The following is an 18,963-nucleotide window of genomic DNA, read 5'->3' as shown; positions in this document are numbered from 1 at the left end:
CCGCGGCGTGCCGGGACGGTTGCGGCCCCACCGGACGATAGCGCCTCCCGGCCGCCTCTCCGTCCCGTCGCCGCCGCACTGTCGGCGGGGCTTCCTACGATGCCGCCATGGACACGAGTACGGATGTGTGGGCGGGAGTCCGCGAACGGGTGCGGGAACTGGCGCGGGCGCCCGGTGCCCGGGAGGTCTTCGGTGCCGGTTCCCACCGCTTCGCACTGCTGGAACCGCTGACCCCGGAGGAACTGGCCGAGGCGGAGGGGCAGCTGGGCATCCGCCTGCCGACGGGGTACCGGGAGTTCCTGCTCAGGGTGGGCGCCGGCGGAGCGGGGCCCGCACACGGTGTCTTCCCCCTGGTCAGAGGGGTGGACGGTCGGTGGCGGTGGCACGGCGACGGCGCGGACCTGGTCGCCCCGGCGCGGCTGGCGGAGCCGTTCCCGTCCACCGGTCCCGACCCGCGCTCCCTGGCCGCCCTGCGGGCCGAGGAGCCCGTCGAGGAGGACTTCGGGGACGGTGAGGAGTTCGACCGGGTCTACGAGGCCTGGGACGCGCGCATGGCTGACCTGCTGTGGGCCGAGGAGCGTACCGTCGGCGCGCTGTGCCTGTGCCACCTGGGCTGCGCGCTGCGGCAGTGGCTGGTCGTGACCGGCCCCGAGGCCGGGCGGATGTGGAGCGACGGCCGTGTCGACGACGAAGACCTCACGCCGCTCACCGGCGGGGACGGCGCGCCCCTGACCTTCACGGACTGGTACCTGGGGTGGCTGGAGGAGGCCTCCCGGGCCGTGGCGGTCCGGTCCTGACCAGGGCCCGGTGCGCCGCCCGTCCTCACGGGCGGCGCTCTCCCCGGGCGGCGCTCTCCCCGGGCGGGGCCGGGCGCCGCCGACCGCCTCAGGCGGACGGGGCCGTGCCGGAGGGCGGCGGCGTCCTGGGCATCGGCGGGGTCGGCCGGTCGCGCCGGGCGCTGTGCCCGACCGCCCGCGGTTCGCGGCCCTCGGCGGCGCAGCTCAGGATCTCCCTCGCGGCGAGCCGTCCCGCGACCTGGAAACTCCGGACGTTGGAGTCGGTCCAGTGCCACACGGCGTCGCGCAGCACCACCCGGGCCGCGAAGGCGGGGAGGCCCTCCTCCCGTTCCCGCCACGCCTCGCGCGCGCCCTCCGCGAACGCCTCGGCGAACTCCCGCGGAAGCGGTTCCCCGGTGTACCGGCAGGTGGGGGGAAGGTCGTCGACGAACGCGAAGTCCCCGGAGGCCTCCTCCGGCAGGGGCTCGGCGTCGACCCAGACCATGGCGAAGGAGCCGGGGCACGCGGACTGTTCGACGTGGCGGACGTAGACGCCGGTGACCGGTCGCGGCAGCGGGGGCGGGCGCTCGTGGTCGGTGGACACGTGTCTCTCCTGACGACGGGGATCACAGTGTCCCTCCGCGCGGCCGCTCCGCACCACCTTTTCGCGGGCGTGGTCGAGGTACCCCGCGCCTTCGCGGGAGGTACGGCGGGCACGCCGGTGCGCCGAGGAGTGGTGTGCGTGCCGCCCGCGCGAACGGGCGGCACGCTCACGGACCACGGAGAACCGGAGGCGGCCGCAGGCCTCAGGCCCGCGGTCCGAGCACGCGCACCACCACCTTGCCCCGGATCCCTCCGGCCTCCAGCGCCCGGTGGGCCTCGGCGATCTCGGCCAGGGGAAGGACCCTGTCCACGACGGGGCGCACGGCTCCGGACTCGGTCAGGCGGGTCAGCTCGGCGAACAGCTCGTGCCCGGGGTCGCCGCTGAACGCGCGGATCCGGCGCGGGCCGAAGACGGCCGAGGCGGCGACGTAGGAGAGCGACGCGAGCACGCGCTCGATGTCGAAGGTGATCGTGACCATGCGCCCGTTCCGGGTCAGCCGCCTGCGGTAGGCGCCCATCCCGGTCCCCACCGTGTCCAGGACGACGTCGAACGGCGGCAGGTCCTCCGGTTCGGTGCGCGCGTAGTCGAAGGCCTCGTCGGCGCCCAGCTCCCGCACGAGGTCCAGGTTCTTGGCCCCGGCCAGCGCGGTGACGTGGGCGCCGTAGGCCCGGCCGAGCTGGACGGCGACGCTGCCCACCCCGCCGCTCGCCCCCCGCACCAGCAGCCGCTCTCCCGGGGCGAGACGGGCCTTGTCCCGCAGCGCGGTCACGGCCGTCGTGCCGACGCCGGGCAGGGCCGCGGCCTCGACCAGGTCGATCCCGGCCGGTGCCGGGGCCAGCTGCCGGGGCGCGACGGCCACGAACTCGGCCGCGCTGCCGAACGTTCTGGGCAGCGCGCCCCACACCCGGTCCCCCGGCGCGTACCCGGAGACGCCGGAACCCGTCTCGACCACCTCGCCCGCGAAGTCGATCCCGGTCCGCTTCGGAAAGCCCCTCCCGGCCAGCCCGGTCACCGGGCGCACCCTGCCCGCACGGCCCAGCAGCTCGCCGCCGTTCACGCTGGCGGCGTGCACTCGCACCAGCACCTCTCCCGGACCGGCGTCGGGTTTGGCGACCGTGCCCTCGTACAGCACCTCCGGGCCGCCGTACCGGTCGTACAGGGCCGCGCGCATCTGACTCACTGTTCTGGTCCCCTTCGTCAGCCGCCGCACGTCGGGTCCGTGCGGGGTCCTCGTCGTGCACGCTACGGCCTAAACGGACGCCATTCTCCACTTAGGGCCGATGTGAGAGACAGTGCCGTTCGTTCGTCTCGGATCGCCCCGCCGGACCGCCGCGGTCCCCGGCGACCGGAGTCCGGTCGCGCGAACGGGGACCGTGCCGCCGAAGCCGTGCCGAAGGTGTCGGAACGGCCGGAACCTCCCGCGCGGCTCGGGCATCGAACCCCGGTGTTCAGCACAGTCCGCCACCGCCGTGGCGTCGGAAGACGAGGTGTCAGCACGTGTTCGGAATCCTGCGTCCCTGTCGGCACACGTTGTCCGACGGGCTGGCCGAGGAGTGGATGTCGCACATGTGCGGGCTGTGCCTGGCACTGCGCGACGACCACGGCCAGGCGTCCCGGATCGCCACCAACTACGACGGCCTGGTGGTGTCGGTCCTGGCCGCGGCGCAGTCCGAGGAGTGCGCGGGCACGCGCCGGGCGGGCCGCTGCCCCCTGCGCGGCATGCGCGGGGCCGAGGTCGCCGACGGCTCCGGCGCGCGCCTGGCGGCGGCGGTGTCGCTGATGCTGGCCTCGGCCAAGATCGCCGACCACATCGAGGACGGCGACGGCCCCTACGCCCGCCGCGGCGTGCGCGCGCTCGCCGGACGGGTGGCCGAGCGCTGGCGGCGCGACGCGCGCGAGGCGGGCGCCGGGCTCGGGTTCGACGGCGCGGGGCTGGTCGCGGTGGTCGACCGGCAGCGGGAGGCCGAGTCCTCGGCGGGACCGGGCACCGACGTCCTGGCGGTGACCCGGCCGACCGAGGAGGCCACCGGCGAGGCGTTCGCGCACACCGCCGTCCTGGCGGGGCGGCCCGCCAATGCCGAACCCCTGCGCGAGGCGGGACGCCTGTTCGGCCGCGTCGCCCACCTGCTGGACGCGGTGGAGGACCGTGAGGAGGACGGGCGCAAGGGTGCCTGGAACCCACTCACGGCCACCGGCACCGGGCTCGGCCGGGCCCGTGAACTGTGCGACGACGCCGTCCTGGGCGTGCGGCTGGCGTTGGAGGAGGCCGGGTTCGTCGACGACCGCCTGGTCCGCGCGCTTCTGGTGGTGGAACTGCGCCGGGCCGTCGACCGCGTCTTCGCCCAGGGCGGATATCCGCACCCGGGTCAGCACCACAACCACCAGTCCCACCATCAGTCCCACCGCCAGGCCCACCACCAGAACCCCCACCAGGCCCACCACCAGCAGCCGCCCCACCAGTGGGGAGGTGACGGGCACGGGGCTCACGGCGGTCGCCACGGCGGCGGGCGCGGGGGAGGCTCCGGCGGTGAGGGTTCCGGTTCGGGCGGGGCGCGGAAGAGGAGCGGCTGCTGCGACTCCTGTTCGTGCGACACCCCCGAACTCCGGCACCCGCCCAAGCAGCGGGGCGTCCTGGCGGGTTGCGCGGTGGCGCTGTTCATGTGCGGAACATGCCAATTCTGCTGTCGCGATCCCCACCCCGGGCCGTGGTCGGGCAAACCGCGGAACTCCTGGTGTGAAGCCTGCGAGTGCTGCAACTGCTGTAATTGCTGTGAGTGCTGCAACTGTTGCGACTGACGCTCAGGCCGTCCGGGACGGGGAACCGGGGGTGACTCCTCCGGTCAGGCGCAGCACCGGACGGGGACGGCGAGCCGGGGACGGTCTCCGCAGGGAGGCGGGCCGCAGGGCGCGGGGACGGCCCTCCCCGGAGGCGCGTTCACCACACGGGTGCGGCGGCTCCGGGAGGGTCTCCTCGGGACGCGCGTCACCGGACGAGGGGGCGGACCTGCCGCCCCTTCAGTCCTCCCAGTCGTTCCACTCCTCCAGCTCCTCCCGCTGGGCCCGCTCCCACCGCTCCAGGGCCTCCCGTTCCCGGGTGAGGCGCTTCTGCACCGTGGCGATCTCGGGGCCGAGGATCGTGTTCCTGAAACCCCAGTGGATCTCCTCGGCGGTCAGCAGCTCGATGCTGTCCGCCGCCCAGCGGCGGCCGGGGACGGCGCCGGGGTTGCAGCGCAGGGTCCAGCCGGGGTTTGTCCGCTGGAACTCCTGGAGCACGGCGTCGAAGGTGCGGGGTTCGGTGTGTTCGGGCATGGCCTCACCTGGGGGCGATCCGGGAACCGTGCTGCGGAAGCGGGTCGTGCGGCTGGCACCCAGCACACTAGACCCGCGCCGCCTCCCCGTCAGGTGTTTCGCGGAATCCGTTCGCGGGTGTGGAGGACCCTCGGGGGGTTCCCGTTTCGGCCGCGCCGGTCAGCGCAGGTACGAGGCGCCGTTGACGTCCAGGACGGCGCCGGAGGACCACACCGCCTCGGGCGAGGCCAGGTAGCGCACGGCCGCGGCGACCTCCTCGGGGGAGGCCACGCGCCCGAAGGGGCTGTCGGCGCGCACCCGGTCGGTGAGGCGGTCGGCCACGCGTTCGGTCTCCACGAACCCGGGCGCCACGGAGGCCACGGTGATGCCGTGCGGGGCCAGGGCGACGGCCAGCGACTGGCCCAGGGAGTGCAGCGCGGCCTTGCTCGCGCCGTAGGCCGGGTGGTCGGGCTCGCCCCGGTAGGCGCCCCGCGATCCGACGTTGACGATGCGGCCGCGCACCCCGTGGTCGATCATGTGCCGTGCGGCCAGGTAGCTGGTGTTGGCGGCGCCGAGCACGTTCACGTCCAGGGTGGTCCGCCAGGCCCGCTGCCACTGCTCGTAGGAGGTCGTGGCCAGGGGGTGGGCGGTGTTGACCGCGGCGTTGTTGACCAGGACGTCGAGCCCGCCCAGGCGGGCGACCGCCCGCCCGACCAGGTCGGCGGCCGCGTCGGGGTCGGCGATGTCGGCCCGGAGGAGGACGTGCCCCTCGCCGGGGAGTCCGGCCAGGGTGGCCTCGGCCTCGGCGCGGCGGGTCGCGTAGTGCACGGCGACCCGGTCGCCCAGCTCCGCGAACGCGGTGGCCACGGCCCGGCCGATGCCCCGGGCGGCACCGGTGACCAGGACGGCGCGGCCCGCCCGGCTCCGGCGGGGGTCGTGGCGGCCGGGCTGGGAGAGGTCATCCGATGGCATGCGGGGCACTCTAGCCCCTCGCCCGGCCGTGCGCGGATTCCGGCGCCGCGAAGTCCACGGCCCTTGCCGGACTCGACCCCCGCGCGCCGGTCACGCGTCCTGTCACCGGGGGTTCGGGGACACCTGGACCATTCAGGGGCGGTTCCGGTGGAGGCCGGTGAAGGTCGGGAACCGGGGGCCGAGCGTCGCTTGGGCCGGCTGCGAACGGATATGGCGGCGCGTAGCAGCTTCCTATGCGGCGGATCGGCCTGGAAGAATCTGGGGCATGTCTGAGGCGGAAGCGGTTCTGATCGCCGCGGTCATCGCGGCCGTGGCCTCGGTATTCGTGGCCTTGTCGGCGCGCAAAGCCCAGCGGGATCAGGTTCTTCGGGAGTCGCGCCGAGATTTGTTCACAAGCTTCGTGCTGGCGGCCAAGGAGTGTCAGAGGATTCAAGAGGGCGTTTACACGGACAGCCGGTACCGGGAAGAGCGTGACGCTATCGAGAAACTGGAGGACCTGTATTCTCGTATGGCGATCGAGGCCCCGGGAAGCGAGGAAATCCTGCTCATGGCAAGATGCCTCATCGAACACTTTGAAGAAATCAGCTCAGTCGCGATGCGTTACGAAAGAGAGCGCGACCCCGTATGGCGGACGCGGCTGCGCGATGAGGCTCGCGACCTGAGGGAAACCATGGGTCAGATGCAACGGGCAGTGCAGAAAGAACTGCATCGCAAGGGGTAGTCCGGCCTCGGTCTTCACCGGGTCGACGGGAAGGGCGTCAACGCTGCCGCCCGGCCGCCCGCCACGCCGTCGGGGCCGCCGCCCCTGGCTCCCCGCCGCCGTATCTCAGACGCCGAGCAGACTGCCCAGCCACTCCTGGGGAGCCGCACGGTAGATCCTCTCGGAGTGCTCCCGCCGGTCGGCCCCGGCCGGGATCGGGAACACCATGAACAGGGAGCCCTGGTCGACGATGACCTGTGCGTTCCTGATCGTCGGATGGGGGAAGCGCGTGTCGGAGGGGTGCCCGAACACCGCCGAGCCGTGGTGGGCCCACGACAGCGCTTCATCGTAGGACGGATATGTGGTCTGGAAGCCGCGCCACCTCAGCGCCCCGGCATGGCGGTCCTCCCCCTCCACGATAGCCCTGACCTCCAGAATCCCCCAGACCTCGCGCTTCTCACCGCTCACAGTCCGGACCCCCTTTCCCCGCGCACCGGATGAGCCGGACGAGAACGTGACCGCCTCGGAGCTCTTTCTGCTAGTGACCGCAAAAGCTGTCGTACCAAGACCTTGACGCTGTTCTACTGTGCCGCGCTGTTCCTGTCACGCCTGACCCTGAACCGCACCGTGGCCGCTTCCGGACACCTGGGCCGCTTCCCTCCTGCGCGGGGAAACGCCGCGACATGATGTATCGGCGAGTGCGAGGAGGGGATCAGTGCCACCGGAGATCATGGCGGCGCACCGCGTGCTGTTGGACTGCCTGTTCCGCGGCGGGCGCATCGAGGACCACCGGGCGGACATGGAGACCGCGGGCGCGGCCTTTATGGGTGTTCTGTCCGCTTTCTTTAGGAATGTTATGGAGTATGCGTTCAGCGGCCATGAGCCGGGCATCCAGGTCCGCGAATACCTGGAGGACCTCAAACGCTGCTACCCCTACGCCCTGGACTCGCTGGAACCGGTCCGCACGGCGGTTTTCGTCCTGGAGCAGATCGGGCCCGAAGCGCCGCCCCCGGGGCAGTCCTACCTGTTGACGGGGCCGAACCTGGTCGGCGACATGGCCACGCTCGCCCTGTACACCGCGAAGCAGGAGGGGCTGTCGGAGGAGCAGTTGGAGATGTACCTCTTCGGCGCCACCGCACGCTACATGCAGGGGATGTGACGGGGCCGGTCGCGTCGTCCTCGGCCCCCCGGCAGTGGTGGCGCCCGGGTTCCTCGGGCGCCGCCGGTGCCCGAGGAGCCCGTCGGCGGTCACGGGCGCGGTTCCCCGTCGCCGCAGCGCCGGTGCTGGGGGCGCAGCAGGCGCAGGACCTGACGGGCGCGGCGCCGGCGGCGGGTGTCGCGGGACCACACCGCCGGTACGACGACCAGGACCACGAGCAGCAGGAGCGGCCAGCTGTCGGCCGTCCCCAGGAGTGCGACCGTCAGGTCCACGACGGCCGTGTCGGAAACGGAGAGCAGGGGCATCGGGTTCCTCCACCGGGGGGTGAGCGAATCGGGATGCGATCAGCTTGAACCGGGCCCGGGGCGGTATTGACAAGGCAGTACACGAGCGGCCAAGAGCTGACAATCATTGACAGCGGAAGACGCCGTAAGGCCTCTGGTGGCAGGATGTCTGGCAGTTTCTGTCATGGACCGCACCGATCCGGAAGGACTGGCGTGCCCCGGCCCTGGAAGCGTCCCGATCTGCCCCCGGGTGGGCTCGACGAGCTCAACCGCGCGCTGCATGAGTTGCACCACCGGGCCGGCTGGCCCTCCTCCCGACAGATCCAGCGCGCCCTGGACGCCAAGGGGGTGCCCATGTCCCACACCAAGGTTCACGACACCCTCACCAAGCCGGACCTGCCGCCCAAGGGCGCGGTCGAGATGATCACCGAGGTCCTGGCGGAGGCGGTCCGCGGCGCCGACGCCGACACCGAGGTCGAGCGCCTCCTGGACCTGTGGCAGGACGCCTCCGACGGCACCCTGTCCTCTTCTTCCGCGGCGCACGGCGAACCCCGGGCCGAAGCACCGCCCCCGGCGCTCCGGCCTCCGACCGGCGGCGGACAGGGCGGGGACGAGCAGGCCTACGAGTGGGGAGACGTGCCGCGGGAGTGGAGGGACAGGGCCGAGGCCGGTGAACCCGACGCCATGATCAGCATCGGCCTCAGGTTCGGGGTCTGGGGCGAGAAGGACAAGGCGGAGACCTGGTACCGCCGTGCCGTCGAGGCGGGCAGTACCCGGGCCATGGACAACCTCGGGAGCCTGTTGGAGGACCGGGGCGACCTGGGGGAGGCCGAGGAGTGGTTCCGCCGCGCCGCCGAGGACGGTCACACCGATGCCATGGACAACCTCGGGAGCCTGCTGGAGGGCCGGGGCGAGCTGGACGAGGCCGAGGGGTGGTTCCGCCGCGCGGTCGAGGACGGTCACACCGATGCCATGAACAACCTCGGTGTCCTGCTGCGGGGACAGGGTGAGCTGGACGAGGCCGAGGGGTGGTTCCGCCGTGCCGCCGAGGACGGACACCTCCAGGCCATGAACGACCTCGGCGTCCTGTTGCGGGGACGGGGGCGGCTCGACGAAGCCGAATCCTGGTTCCGCAACGCCGCCGGCAAGAACGGCAACGCGCACGCCATGTACAACCTCGGGTCCCTGTTGGAGGACCGGGGCGAGCTCGGCGGGGCCGATGTGTGGTACCGGCGCGCCGCCAAGAACGGCAACACCCAGGCCATGTACAACCTCGCGTTTCTGCTTCACCGAGAGGGGGACAAGGACGAGGCCGAGACCTGGTACCGCCGTGCCGCTGAGTTCGGCCACACCGCCGCCATGTACAACCTCGGCGTGCTGCTCCAGGGGCGGGGCAGGCCCGGGGAGGCCCAGGGGTGGTGGCAGCGGGCGTTGGCCGCGACGGGTCGGCGCCGCGGGCGCTGAACCCGCGGACGCCGAATCCGGGGGCCGCCCGGTGGCCTCGCCATGGGCCCGGGCCGGTCCCGCCCTCACGCCGGGCCGCGCTCCCTCCAGGCCCGGGCGAACATCTCGTGCGCGGGCGCCACCGGCCACACCCCGTTGAGGGGCCCCTCGATCTGCCTGTCGAACCTGGCCCGGACCAGGTGGGAGCCGAGCTTGGCCGTCTCCAGGGGCAGGTGCGGGGCCTTGAGCTCGGTCCAGTCGCCGGGGACGAAGAGCGTCCGCCCGGCCCGCGAGCGCCTGCCCTGCTCGACCGCGCCGGTCTCCAGGAGGCGGGCGGCGGTCCTCCTGTGGTGCGCGGGCGCCCAACCGTTCCACCGGCGCACGTTGCGGTCGGTGGGCCGGGACAGGGTGAGCAGTTGCAGGTACAGCGCCGCCGCGTCGGCGTCAGCGTCCAGCCCGCCCGCGACCTCCTCCACCAAGTCGGGGGCGCTCAGACGCGGGTCGGCCTCGAAACCGCCCGCCGGAACCGGGGTGTCGGTCGCGCGCGCGGCCGTGCGGGCCAGCCCGCCGTACAGCGCCGCCGCCCTGCGGACCTCCCGGGCGGTGTCGTGCAGGTCCAGCCCGGTCAGCGCCTCCACCGTGCGCTCGACGGCGCCGGGGTCGAACAGTCCCGCGGTCAGCAGCACGGGCGCGACCGGGCGGTCCATCCGGGGCTCGTGGAGGACGAGAACGCCGTCGCTGTGCATCGGCCACGCGGCGGAGCCGGGTTCGAGGGCGCGCTCCGGCCCGACCCGGACGGGGACGGCCCCGGCCCGCTCCGCCCACGCCCGGACCGCGGGGGCGGGCACGTCGCAGGACAGCGGAACGTACGAACCGGGGCGGCGCAGCCCCGCCGAGAGGCGCGCGTGCAGCTGGGCCGCTCCCGCGGCGGCGGGGTGGCCCACCGGCAGCTGGAGCGCGGCCCAGGAGAGCACGGTGGCCGGGTCGCGGAAGGGCAGGGCGAGGGCGCCGACGCCGTGGATCCTCTCCCTGGTGTCGTCGCGGCGGACCTCCAGGCTCCCCCAGGAGTTCTGGACCAGGTGGCGGGGCTGGTCGGCGGCGGCGTGGCCCTCCCCGGAGGGGTCGGCGAGCAGGCCGGTCCAGAAGGGGTCCATGGCCAGGTCCGCGGCGAACAGGTCCGGCACCTCGGACTCGGCCTTCGCGGCGGCCAGTTCGGCCCTGGTCGGCTGGGCCCCGAGGATCTCGACCCACACCCGGGCCATGCGCTCGGCCGCGGCGACGGTGCCGCCGGGCTCCCACAGGCCGGCCGGGTCGTCGGGCACGGCCGCCACGAGCATGCGGCGGCGCTGCTCGGTGCTCAGCCTCGCGCCCGTCCTCTGGTACTCCGCGCGGGCGGTGCCCTTCTCCGGCGCGGCCTTGGAACGGCCGAACTCCCCGGACAGGACGAACTCGGCGGTGGCCCTCGCGACCCGTGTGGTCGCGCGGAAGGCCGCGACCGCCTCGGGGCCGAACACCACGGGGCCCCGCTGGTCGAGGAGTTCCAGGAAGCGGTGCAGCCGGGCGGTCTCGTCGCGTTCGATCCGCACCGGGTCCTGCTCCTCGGCGCCCTCCGGCACGGGTGCCGACCCCGCGCGCACGTAGGCGTAGCGCCGGTCCGCCAGGTAGCGCCCCGACCAGTGCCGCGCCTCCCTGCCGTACCCGCGCGGCAGGGGGGAGGGCGGTTCGACGATGACGGCCTGTCCGGCGGCCACCAGGGGCGCGAGCGAGGCGCCGGTGGCCAGGCCCCGCACCCACACGGTCCCCCGTTCGGCGAAGGGCTGCTCGGCCCACACGCGCAGCAGTGCCACCAGCGCCCCGCGCTCGCGGGGGCTCGCGCCGCCGGTGGCCAGACGCCACAGGACCGCGTCGGTGCGGCCGAGCAGGGGGTCCCAGCGCGCGGGTGCGCCGGGCGGGCTCAGCCTGCGGGTGTGCTCGTCGGTGCGGCCGCGCAGCCGCGCGCCGTCGGCGGTCAGGGCGGTGACCGTGGCCGCCAGGTCGCGGGAGGAGGAGTGGAACGCCGTCTCCGCGGAGTCGAACAGTCCCGCCAGCGCCCTCTCCAGGTCCGCGTCGGTGGCCTCGGCGACAGGACCCGGCAGCGCGCCGGCGCGCACGAGCGCGGTGCGCCGGGACGCCTCCTCGCGGCGCAGGCGCAGTTCGGCGGCCCACAGCACCGCCCACACCACACCGCCCGTGCCGTCGACCAGCGCCTCGTCGGTGACCTCGGGCAGCAGACGGGACAGCGCCTCGCGCACGGCGGCCGCGCGCGCGGGCGAGGTCCGGGCCGAGGAGGCGAGCGGCGACTCGGGGGACGAGGGGTCCTCGGCACCGGGCGCGTGCAGGGCCGCCTCGATGAGCCGGCGCGCGGTGGCCTCGTCCACCCCGCGCAGGGCACGGGAGGCGTCCGGGTCGCGCGGGGACAGGAAGTGCCAGAAGGCGGGCGGCGGCATCAGGGGGATCAGGCCGTTGCCCTCGTGGTTCCTCAGCCGGGCCTTGGGGTAGGCCCAGGTCTCCCAGATCAGGGAGTGGTCGTCGGCGTCCCGGCACTGGACCACCGTGTGGCCCGCCTTCCAGCGGTAGGCCAACAGCCCTCCGGCGGCGCCGCCGGGCATGCGCAGCACACCCCAGTACCTGAGGTCGAGGCGGTCGGGGAGCCGGGCGCGCCGTCCGTCGGTGCCCTCCAGCGCCCGCTGGGCCTTCCCGGCCCCCTCCCCGCCGGGGCCGGTCCAGACCACGCGGAAGCCCGCGAGCCCGTCCGCCGAACCCAGCGGGGAACCGTCCGCCCCCTCCGGCAGGCCGACCAGGTGCAGGCGCGTGTCCAGGTAGTCGGCGTAACCGAGCCGGGGGTCCGGGGTGAGGAAGTCGGGGCAGGTGAGGTCTCCGCTGACGCCGGTGGCCGCGTCCACCTCCGGAAAACCGCTGTCGCCCCCGCCGGTGTTCGACCAGACGCGCGTGCCGTCGCCCAGGTGGTCGCCGACTCGGACGACGCCCCTGCGGTCCCCGGGGCGCAGGACGCCGTCCTGGTCGTAGCGGCCCCCGTCCGGGGAGGCCAGGACGAGGCCGAGGTCGTGGCAGTGGGCGGTGCCGTGGTCGAAGAGGGCCGGGGAGGAGGCCGTGTCGAACACGTCCTCGGGCGCCGAGCACCACAGCGCCCGCTGCGACCGTCGGCCGTCGCTCCTCCCACTGGTGGTCCAGGCCACCTGGAAGTCCCCGCCCACGAAGTGCACGGTGTGCTCGTCGGTGTCCTCGGGCAGGGTGAAGGAACAGGACCCGCGCCTCTCCCGGTGGTCCACGGCCACCGCGGCGTCCCTGCCGTAGACGGTCAGCACCGGCCACGTGGAGGTCATGCCCCGGACGCCGCCGTCGCGGGCGCCGATCTCGGCCACGGCCTCCTCGAAGGCCCGCCACCCGTACTCGCCGGGCACCCCGAACCGGAGGGTTCGGGCGAGCGGCGCGGCCAGGTCGAGCCCGTCCAGGATCTCCTCGACCTCGTCCAGGTTCCGCATGACCTCGTGGGAGAGGCAGGCGTCGAGTTCGGCGAGCCCCCTGTCCGCCGACTCCAGCAGACCGCCCCGGACCCGTTCGACCTCGGCGTTCATCTGCTCCAGGAAACGCGGGTGCGGCCTCGTCCCGCCTCCGGTGTTCTGCGGACCGCGCAGGGGGCGCCCGACCCCCGCGGGCAGGTCCACCCCGATGCCGTGGGACTCGCAGGCCCGCACCAGTTCGCCGTCCACGCGGCCGTGCCGGTAACGGCCCTCGTAGAGGCGTACGGGGGCCTTCTCCTCGCGGATGCGCGGGGCGATGCGCTCCAGCAGCGCGTACAGCTCATCGGGCATCCGCTGCCTGGTCACGCCCTGGCCCACCCACCGGTAGCCGTACATGAAGAAGTAGCGCGACAGCCAGGCGCCGTAGCCGCCCTTCGGACGCAGACGCCCCTGAGCCATGTCCTCGGCGACGCCGGTGGTCTCCAGGAGGCGTAGCCACGGGGCGCCGTCGGTGACCGAGGCGGGGAAGAGGACGGCCAGGCCGGGCCGGTCCTCCTCGGACGGCGGTGCCTCGGCGAAGACCCGGTCCGCCGCCTCCAGCACGCTCACCGGGACCTCGCGCCCCCCGGAGGCCGCCAGCACCCGGCCCAGGGCACGCGCCTCCTCGGCCGTCCCCAGCCCCGCCGCCCCGGCCGAGGCGCGCAACCGGGAGGGCAGCCCGGCGGGGACCGGTGCGCCACCGGCCGTCCAGGAGTCCAGGAAGCGCAGGAACTCCCGGTGCGCCTCCCGCGGCGGCAGGAGTGCGGCGAGCCTGGCGCGGTGGGCGCCCAGCTCCTTCGCGGTGAGGGCGCCGTGCCGGGCGAAGAGCAGGGCGTTCTCCACCGTGTGGTGGGGGTCGAGGGGAAGCGCGTGCGCGGCCTCCGCCTCGCGCGCCCGCGTGAAGGCCGACCCCGCGCGCTTCCTGTCCGGTCCGGCCAGGCGGTGGCCGACCGTGTCCCAGAACCAGGGCAGGTACGCCTCGGGCAGGCCGGAGGAGGCGAAGCGGTCCGCCAGGTCGGACATGAGCCGTCCCCGGGCGCGGTGGCGCAGGGCCAGCCGCGCCTGGACCGCGTCGAGCAGGTCGAGGGCCTGCCGCTGGAGGCCGGGATCCTGGGCCCGGGCCCGGTCCAGCAGGAGCGTCGAGGAGGAGGGGTCCGCCGGGAGGGGGAGGGGAAGGGGCATGCACGGCAGTATTCCAGCGGTCGCGGACAGTCGTGGGGCCGCGAGGCGGGGCCGCGTCCGTCGGGGTGCCGGACCGCCCGCCGCCACCGTTCGGGGAACGCTCGCCGCCGGGTGACCCCGTCGCCACAGGCCCTCGGTCCCGCCGCTGTCGGCCGCCGGTCGCGCGATCTCCCTGGTCCCGCCGCCACCGGTCGCCGCAACCCCCGCCGCCGCACGGACCCCCGGCCCGACGGGCGGGTGACGGACCTGTCCCCGGGCCCTCGCCGCTACCGGCCGCCGGTCGCGTCCGCTTCCCGCCCCGCGCCCACGTCGAAGGCGGCGTCGCACGCGTCCCGGACGGCGTCGTCGTGCGTGGCGATCACCACCGCGCAGCCCTCCCGGCTCAGCTGGCGCAGCACCTCCACGACCATCGCGCCGTTGTCGTGGTCCAGGGCGCCGGTGGGCTCGTCGGCCAGCACCAGGGAGGGCTGCTTGACCAGCACGCGGGCCAGCGCCACGCGCTGCTGCTCACCGCCGGACAACCGGTGCACCTTCTCCTGCTCCCGTCCCGCCAGGCCCACCCGCTCCAGCGCCGCGGCCTGGCGCGACCTGGTGCCGTACCGCTTGACGATGTCGAGGTTGGCCCGGACGGACACGCTCTCCACCAGGGCGTAGTTCTGGAACAGGTAGCCGAGCCTGTCGGCGCGGAAGCGCCGCTGCCCGCCCGGCCCCAGACGGGTGATGTCGGTGCCCTCGAAGAGGATCCGGCCCGCGCTGGGCCTCTCCAGCAGCCCCATGCAGTTGAGCAGGGTGGTCTTTCCCGAGCCGCTGGCGCCCACCAGGGCCAGCATCCGCCCGGCCTCCACGGTCAGCTCCAGGTCCCGCCACAGCACGCGGGAGCCGAAGGACTTGGTGAGCTTCTCGACGGTGATCATGCTGCCTCCCGGGGGTCATCAGGCCTGCGAGGAGCCCTCGCGGACGATACGGCGGTGGAAGAAGGCGAGCGCGCCCAGGGTCAGGGCGAGTCCGGTCGCCGCGATGGCCGCGGCGTAGAGGGGTTCGAGCCCGGTGGTCGGCACCAGCTCGGGCGGCAGCATCCTGGCGGGGTCGCTCAGCGCCCGCAGCGTGGTGAGCGAGTTCCACGCGGCCCAGCCCGCGAAGCCCAGCGAGATCCCCGCCTCGACGGCCAGGAACCGCCGGTGCGTGGCGAGGAACCCCCACCCGCTGATGTGCCGGGCGAAGACGGTCTGGGCCCGGGTGCGCGCGTGGATGACGCACGAGGCGATGCCGGTCAACAGCAGCAGGGCGGTCCCGGCGACCAGGTTGAACGCCTCGATCCGCAGCAGGTTCAGGTCGGCGGCGTGGGCCCCGGCCGCCTTGTTGAGGATCGGCTGGACCGCGTTGACGTACTCGGCCATCCGCGGATCGGCCTCCCGCGCCCGCTCCACCACACCCGGATCGGGGAACAGCACGGCCTCGTGGGTCATGTAGGTGACGTAGGCGCTGTCGGAGAGCACGGAACCGTTGGGCAGGGCGATGACCACCGGGTCGCGCAGGAAGGGCGGTTCCTGCTGGGCGAAGGGGGCCCGCGACCCGTAGGTGAACACCGTCTGGCCGTCGGCCGCGGGCAGGATCTCGACGTCGGTCCCGGACTCCCCACCGCCGTTCTGGAGGCGGAGCCAGTCCGGCATCGCCCGCTCGATCTCCCCGCGGTGGGAGGCGTGCGCCGGCGGGAGCAGGACCCGGACCCGCTCCTCGGAGGCGGCGGGGCCGTAGCGCTCGCCCGAGGGCGACACGATCTCCTGCTTCTCCAGGTAGGTGTCGTTGACCACGAGCACGTCGAACCCGGGTCGCCCGGACCCGACCGGCACGACGGACTCGGGCGCGTGCTGGTCGGCGATGACGACCCGGCCCTCCCGGTCGGCCCGGCGCAGCCAGGGGCCGAGGAGGGAGTCGGCGGCCTCGGAGTCCTCCATGCCGACGCTGCCGTTGAGGGCGACGTGCGAGGTCCGGCCGGTCCGGGCGAAGGCCTCCAGCGAGGCCCGCTGCTCCCGGGTGGTCTGCGCCAGGTGGACGACCGACCCCAGGACGGCGAGCACCAGGAGCAGCACGGGCACGCGCACCAGGTAGGCGCCCACCTGGGCGGCGCGCACGGGGATGCGGCCCTTGAGCGCGGGCAGGATCGCGGTGGTGTGCACCAACCCGAGCACCGCGGCGTGCACGGCCACCGCCACGGCGGCGAAGACCCCCGCGAACACCAGGGCGACCAGGGCGAAGAAACCGAGCTGGTTCCAGTCGTTGTAGAGGCCCAGGCAGGCCAGGGCGACCAGGGCGGCGCCGGGCAGGGCCGCGCCCCACAGCCGGGCGACCCGGCCCAGGTCGCGCAGCAGGATCCGCCCGTAGGAGCTTCCCAGCAGCCGCTGGACGGCGTAGTCCCGGGAGCCGAGCAGCACCCCCGCGCCGACCGCGGTCACACCCGCCAGCAGCGCCAGGGCCAGGACGTTGAACAGCGGGCCGCCGAGGAAGGACTGCCACAGCCGCGCCTGGCTGCCGCCCTCGTCCGGGCGCAGGCCGTGCTCGGCGAGCGCCTCGGTGAGCACCCGCGCGTTCTCGGGCGGGCCGAAGACCAGGTAGTAGCCGCGCGGGCTGCGTTCGGCGAGCGCCTCGACGGGATGGACGCGCAGCTCCGTGGCCGGGTTGAAGGACGGGTAGCCCTCGGTGAGCCAGTCGGCGTACCGGGAGTCGGGGTCGCCCACGGCCAGGTACAGGTGCGACAGCGACTCGGGGGTGCGCACGTCCGGGGCGGTGAAGCCGATCGCCACGCCCTGCTCGGCGGCGACGCGTTCGACGGTCTCCGCGACCCGGGCGCTGTCGGAGGTGCCCTCGTCCCCGACGATCCACACCACCGCCGAGTGCTGCGCGGTGGGGATCGTCAACTCCCACGTGGCCAGCAGCAGCGCGGCGATGAGCGCGGCCAGCAGCGGGAACGCGGTGTGGGCGAAGGCGATGGTCCGGTTGGGCATGGTCTCCTGGAGCGGTCGCGGACACGGGGGCGGCCCGCTGACGGGGGCGTCAGCGGGTCCGTCGCGGTCGGCTACCCGCAGTGCCGCCAGTAGCTCTCGTTGTTGGACAGGGCGCGGGGGGCCGACGCCCGGGAGGTGTACCCCGGCAGGTACGCGGCGGAGGTGACGGTGTACCTGCCCACCGCCGTGGAGCCGTGGCAGCGCGTCCCGTGGAAGTAGTCGGAGTACACGACCGAGGAGGTGAGCCCGTGGTACCACGTCCCGCCGCCGACGTAGCTGACGGCGGCCGCGGCGACGCCCGCGGTTCCGGCGGTGAGCCCGGCGGCGAGCGCCAGGGTCGCGGCCGCCCGCCTGAGGGTGTGGGGCATGGTGTTTCCTCTCCTGGCCTTCGGGGTTCTCGGGGGAGGTCCTTCGCGGTTCGCTGTGAGGGGTCGTGTCGGTGGACGGGGGCACCGCCCCGCCCGCGCGCCGGGCCGCCGGAGGCGGTGGGGGAGGAGTCGTGGCGCCGGGGCGGGGGTACCCCGGCTCCCTCCGCTCGCCGGAGCGCGGGAGATGGAGATACCCCGCCCCGTCCCGGCCGAAAGCCCGCTGACCGCTTGCGGACAGGCCCGCCGCCGTCACCTGCCGGTTCCGTGTCCTGGCCGCCCGCATGACCGGGGGCGGCGCGCGCATGACGGACGGCCCTTGTACGGCCCCGCCCGTTCGGGTAGCGAACGGGCCGAGGACACGGCCGGTGCGGCGTGCGGGCCGCCCGAACCCCGGGCGGCGAGCTCCGGCGAACCCCTCTCGGGCACAGCGGTGGAGAGGGGTCCGCCGGCGCGTCCGGCACCGGCGGACCCGCCGCGGGCGCGGCGTCCCCGAGGCCGTCCCCGTCGCGGGGCCGGGCCCTCCCGAGCGCTCAGCCCTCCCGGCGCAGGCGGTCCAGTTCGGCGCGCAGCTCCTCGGCCAGCCGCACGGCACGGTCCAGGCCCGGTTCGCGGGCCGCGCCCGCCGGGGCCTCGGGCCGGGAGGCGGTCAGCGACGGGTCCGGGGCGATGCGCACCTGGTCGGCGGCGCCCTCGGCCTCGATGTCGAAGACCACCCGGTCGGAGCGGTGCCAGCTCTCGAACCACTCCAGGGGCGCGCCCTGCTGGTCGAAGGTCCCGCCCTCCAGCAGCAGCAGCGGCGCGTCGGCGGCCACGCCCAGCTCCCGGGCGATGCGCGGGTCGGCGGGCACGGCGCGGATCTGCCTGCGCCCGCTCGTGGGCACCGCCGCGAAGCGCTCCTCCATCAACCGGTGCAGGGAGGCGTCGCGCAGCATCGCGGCGTCCAGCGCGGCGAAGCGCTCGGCGGGCAGCCAGGTGCGCACGTAGGACAGGGGGTCGCCGTCCAGGGAGCGCATCCGCTCCAGGCGCAGCAGCTCGCGCGTGCCCAGGTGGCGCGTCGCGGAGGGCACGCCCGAACGGGTGGCCTCCAGGGACAGCACGGCGGTGGACAGGCGCAGGCCGTCGGCGGAGAACTGGTCGAACAGCCCGGTCACGCGCTGCACGAACCGGTGGTGCTCGGTGGGCACGGCGGCGACCGCCGCGCGCCCCCGGGTCCGGCGGACCGCGCCCTCGTCCTCCAGCGTGGCCAGCGCCTGGCGCACGACGCTGCGCGAGACCCCGAACCGCTCGCGCAGGGCCGCCTCGCTGGGCAGGGTGTCGCCGGGGGCGATCGAGCGGTCGCGGATCTCCGCGCGCAGCGCTCCGGCGATCTGCGCGTGCAGCGGTCGGGGGTCGGTGCGGTCCACGGGCATGCGGATCATTCTAGGGTCGTCCCTCCTGCCGGGACGGTCGCCCCGGGGCGGGGAAGCCCCGTGCGGCGGGGTGCGTCCAGCTGCTGGACCGCGCGGCGGACACGTCGTCCGGGGCGGGGGAGACCCGTGGAACGGACCCGCCTGTGGTGGGCGCCCCGCAGGACGGGCGGGGCGCCCACCACAGGCGGGCCGGTCGGCCGGGGGAACACGGCGGTG

16 protein-coding genes are annotated in these 18,963 nt (G+C 74.7%); 5 read left to right on the top strand and 11 right to left on the bottom strand.

Annotated elements, in window-relative coordinates; all coding sequences use genetic code 11:
• Positions 1-107 precede the first annotated feature (107 nt).
• Positions 108-797 (top strand): SMI1/KNR4 family protein, encoded by a 690-nt coding sequence (locus tag NDAS_RS13040; protein ID WP_013153664.1) that lies wholly within the window; start codon positions 108-110, stop codon positions 795-797.
• 88 nt (positions 798-885) lie between these two features.
• Here the strand turns inward: NDAS_RS13040 and NDAS_RS13035 are convergent, their stop codons facing one another.
• Together NDAS_RS13035 and NDAS_RS13030 are read right to left on the bottom strand one after the other, a co-directional pair.
• Entirely contained in the window at positions 886-1,380 is a 495-nt protein-coding gene (locus NDAS_RS13035) for a hypothetical protein (protein WP_013153663.1), read from the bottom strand.
• Positions 1,381-1,582: 202 nt separating this feature from the next.
• The gene (locus NDAS_RS13030; RefSeq protein ID WP_013153662.1) at positions 1,583-2,551 is read right to left on the bottom strand and encodes an NAD(P)-dependent alcohol dehydrogenase; all 969 of its coding nucleotides are present in this window, start codon (positions 2,549-2,551) and stop codon (positions 1,583-1,585) included.
• A gap of 326 nt (positions 2,552-2,877) precedes the next feature.
• Here NDAS_RS13030 and NDAS_RS13025 point away from each other — a divergent pair, with 326 nt between their 5' ends.
• On the top strand, positions 2,878-4,176 hold the full coding sequence (locus tag NDAS_RS13025) for a DUF5685 family protein (RefSeq protein WP_013153661.1): 1,299 nt from the start codon (positions 2,878-2,880) through the stop codon (positions 4,174-4,176).
• A gap of 219 nt (positions 4,177-4,395) precedes the next feature.
• Here the strand turns inward: NDAS_RS13025 and NDAS_RS13020 are convergent, their stop codons facing one another.
• Together NDAS_RS13020 and NDAS_RS13015 are read right to left on the bottom strand one after the other, a co-directional pair.
• Complete coding sequence (locus tag NDAS_RS13020; protein ID WP_013153660.1) at positions 4,396-4,689, bottom strand: hypothetical protein; 294 nt, start codon at positions 4,687-4,689, stop codon at positions 4,396-4,398.
• 159 nt (positions 4,690-4,848) lie between these two features.
• The gene (locus NDAS_RS13015; RefSeq protein ID WP_013153659.1) at positions 4,849-5,640 is read right to left on the bottom strand and encodes an SDR family NAD(P)-dependent oxidoreductase; all 792 of its coding nucleotides are present in this window, start codon (positions 5,638-5,640) and stop codon (positions 4,849-4,851) included.
• Between the two features lie 265 nt (positions 5,641-5,905).
• On the opposite strand from NDAS_RS13015, the gene NDAS_RS13010 reads away from it, so the two are divergent.
• Positions 5,906-6,361, top strand: coding sequence for a hypothetical protein (locus tag NDAS_RS13010; protein WP_013153658.1), 456 nt, complete (start codon positions 5,906-5,908; stop codon positions 6,359-6,361).
• A gap of 105 nt (positions 6,362-6,466) precedes the next feature.
• Here NDAS_RS13010 and NDAS_RS13005 read toward each other — a convergent pair whose 3' ends face one another.
• Positions 6,467-6,808 carry a hypothetical protein gene (locus NDAS_RS13005; RefSeq protein WP_013153657.1) on the bottom strand — a complete coding sequence of 114 codons (342 nt, stop codon included), beginning with the start codon at positions 6,806-6,808 and terminating at the stop codon, positions 6,467-6,469.
• A 247-nt stretch (positions 6,809-7,055) separates the two neighbouring features.
• On the opposite strand from NDAS_RS13005, the gene NDAS_RS13000 reads away from it, so the two are divergent.
• Positions 7,056-7,499 (top strand): hypothetical protein, encoded by a 444-nt coding sequence (locus tag NDAS_RS13000; RefSeq protein ID WP_013153656.1) that lies wholly within the window; start codon positions 7,056-7,058, stop codon positions 7,497-7,499.
• 89 nt (positions 7,500-7,588) lie between these two features.
• Here NDAS_RS13000 and NDAS_RS12995 read toward each other — a convergent pair whose 3' ends face one another.
• Positions 7,589-7,804 carry a hypothetical protein gene (locus tag NDAS_RS12995; RefSeq protein ID WP_013153655.1) on the bottom strand — a complete coding sequence of 72 codons (216 nt, stop codon included), beginning with the start codon at positions 7,802-7,804 and terminating at the stop codon, positions 7,589-7,591.
• Positions 7,805-7,996: 192 nt separating this feature from the next.
• On the opposite strand from NDAS_RS12995, the gene NDAS_RS12990 reads away from it, so the two are divergent.
• The gene (locus NDAS_RS12990) at positions 7,997-9,247 is read left to right on the top strand and encodes a tetratricopeptide repeat protein (RefSeq protein ID WP_013153654.1); all 1,251 of its coding nucleotides are present in this window, start codon (positions 7,997-7,999) and stop codon (positions 9,245-9,247) included.
• Positions 9,248-9,312: 65 nt separating this feature from the next.
• Here the strand turns inward: NDAS_RS12990 and NDAS_RS12985 are convergent, their stop codons facing one another.
• The 5 genes from NDAS_RS12985 to NDAS_RS12965 all read right to left on the bottom strand — a co-directional run bounded on the left by NDAS_RS12985 (position 9,313) and on the right by NDAS_RS12965 (position 18,756).
• The gene (locus tag NDAS_RS12985) at positions 9,313-13,968 is read right to left on the bottom strand and encodes a hypothetical protein (RefSeq protein ID WP_013153653.1); all 4,656 of its coding nucleotides are present in this window, start codon (positions 13,966-13,968) and stop codon (positions 9,313-9,315) included.
• Positions 13,969-14,234: 266 nt separating this feature from the next.
• Positions 14,235-14,882, bottom strand: a complete 648-nt coding sequence (locus NDAS_RS12980; protein ID WP_013153652.1) for an ABC transporter ATP-binding protein — start codon at positions 14,880-14,882, stop codon at positions 14,235-14,237.
• Between the two features lie 18 nt (positions 14,883-14,900).
• Entirely contained in the window at positions 14,901-16,970 is a 2,070-nt protein-coding gene (locus NDAS_RS12975) for a hypothetical protein (protein ID WP_013153651.1), read from the bottom strand.
• A 71-nt stretch (positions 16,971-17,041) separates the two neighbouring features.
• Entirely contained in the window at positions 17,042-17,338 is a 297-nt protein-coding gene (locus NDAS_RS12970; protein ID WP_013153650.1) for a lactococcin 972 family bacteriocin, read from the bottom strand.
• A gap of 530 nt (positions 17,339-17,868) precedes the next feature.
• Positions 17,869-18,756, bottom strand: a complete 888-nt coding sequence (locus tag NDAS_RS12965; protein ID WP_013153649.1) for a GntR family transcriptional regulator — start codon at positions 18,754-18,756, stop codon at positions 17,869-17,871.
• Positions 18,757-18,963 lie beyond the last annotated feature (207 nt).

Origin of the sequence: Nocardiopsis dassonvillei subsp. dassonvillei DSM 43111 (assembly GCF_000092985.1) — a bacterium.
Taxonomy (GTDB): Bacteria; Actinomycetota; Actinomycetes; order Streptosporangiales; family Streptosporangiaceae; genus Nocardiopsis; species Nocardiopsis dassonvillei.
Note: the sequence above shows the minus strand (reverse complement) of the source record. Positions and strands in the feature narration are given on the sequence as shown.

Coding starts and splice junctions, on each gene's coding strand:
- NDAS_RS12995 (WP_013153655.1), bottom strand. CDS start 7,804: ATGCCCCTGCTCTCCGTTTCCGACACGGCCGTCGTGGACCTGACGGTC.
- NDAS_RS12980 (WP_013153652.1), bottom strand. CDS start 14,882: ATGATCACCGTCGAGAAGCTCACCAAGTCCTTCGGCTCCCGCGTGCTG.
- NDAS_RS13040 (WP_013153664.1), top strand. CDS start 108: ATGGACACGAGTACGGATGTGTGGGCGGGAGTCCGCGAACGGGTGCGG.
- NDAS_RS13015 (WP_013153659.1), bottom strand. CDS start 5,640: ATGCCATCGGATGACCTCTCCCAGCCCGGCCGCCACGACCCCCGCCGG.
- NDAS_RS12985 (WP_013153653.1), bottom strand. CDS start 13,968: ATGCCCCTTCCCCTCCCCCTCCCGGCGGACCCCTCCTCCTCGACGCTC.
- NDAS_RS12970 (WP_013153650.1), bottom strand. CDS start 17,338: ATGCCCCACACCCTCAGGCGGGCGGCCGCGACCCTGGCGCTCGCCGCC.
- NDAS_RS12975 (WP_013153651.1), bottom strand. CDS start 16,970: ATGCCCAACCGGACCATCGCCTTCGCCCACACCGCGTTCCCGCTGCTG.
- NDAS_RS13030 (WP_013153662.1), bottom strand. CDS start 2,551: ATGCGCGCGGCCCTGTACGACCGGTACGGCGGCCCGGAGGTGCTGTAC.
- NDAS_RS13020 (WP_013153660.1), bottom strand. CDS start 4,689: ATGCCCGAACACACCGAACCCCGCACCTTCGACGCCGTGCTCCAGGAG.
- NDAS_RS13010 (WP_013153658.1), top strand. CDS start 5,906: ATGTCTGAGGCGGAAGCGGTTCTGATCGCCGCGGTCATCGCGGCCGTG.
- NDAS_RS12965 (WP_013153649.1), bottom strand. CDS start 18,756: ATGATCCGCATGCCCGTGGACCGCACCGACCCCCGACCGCTGCACGCG.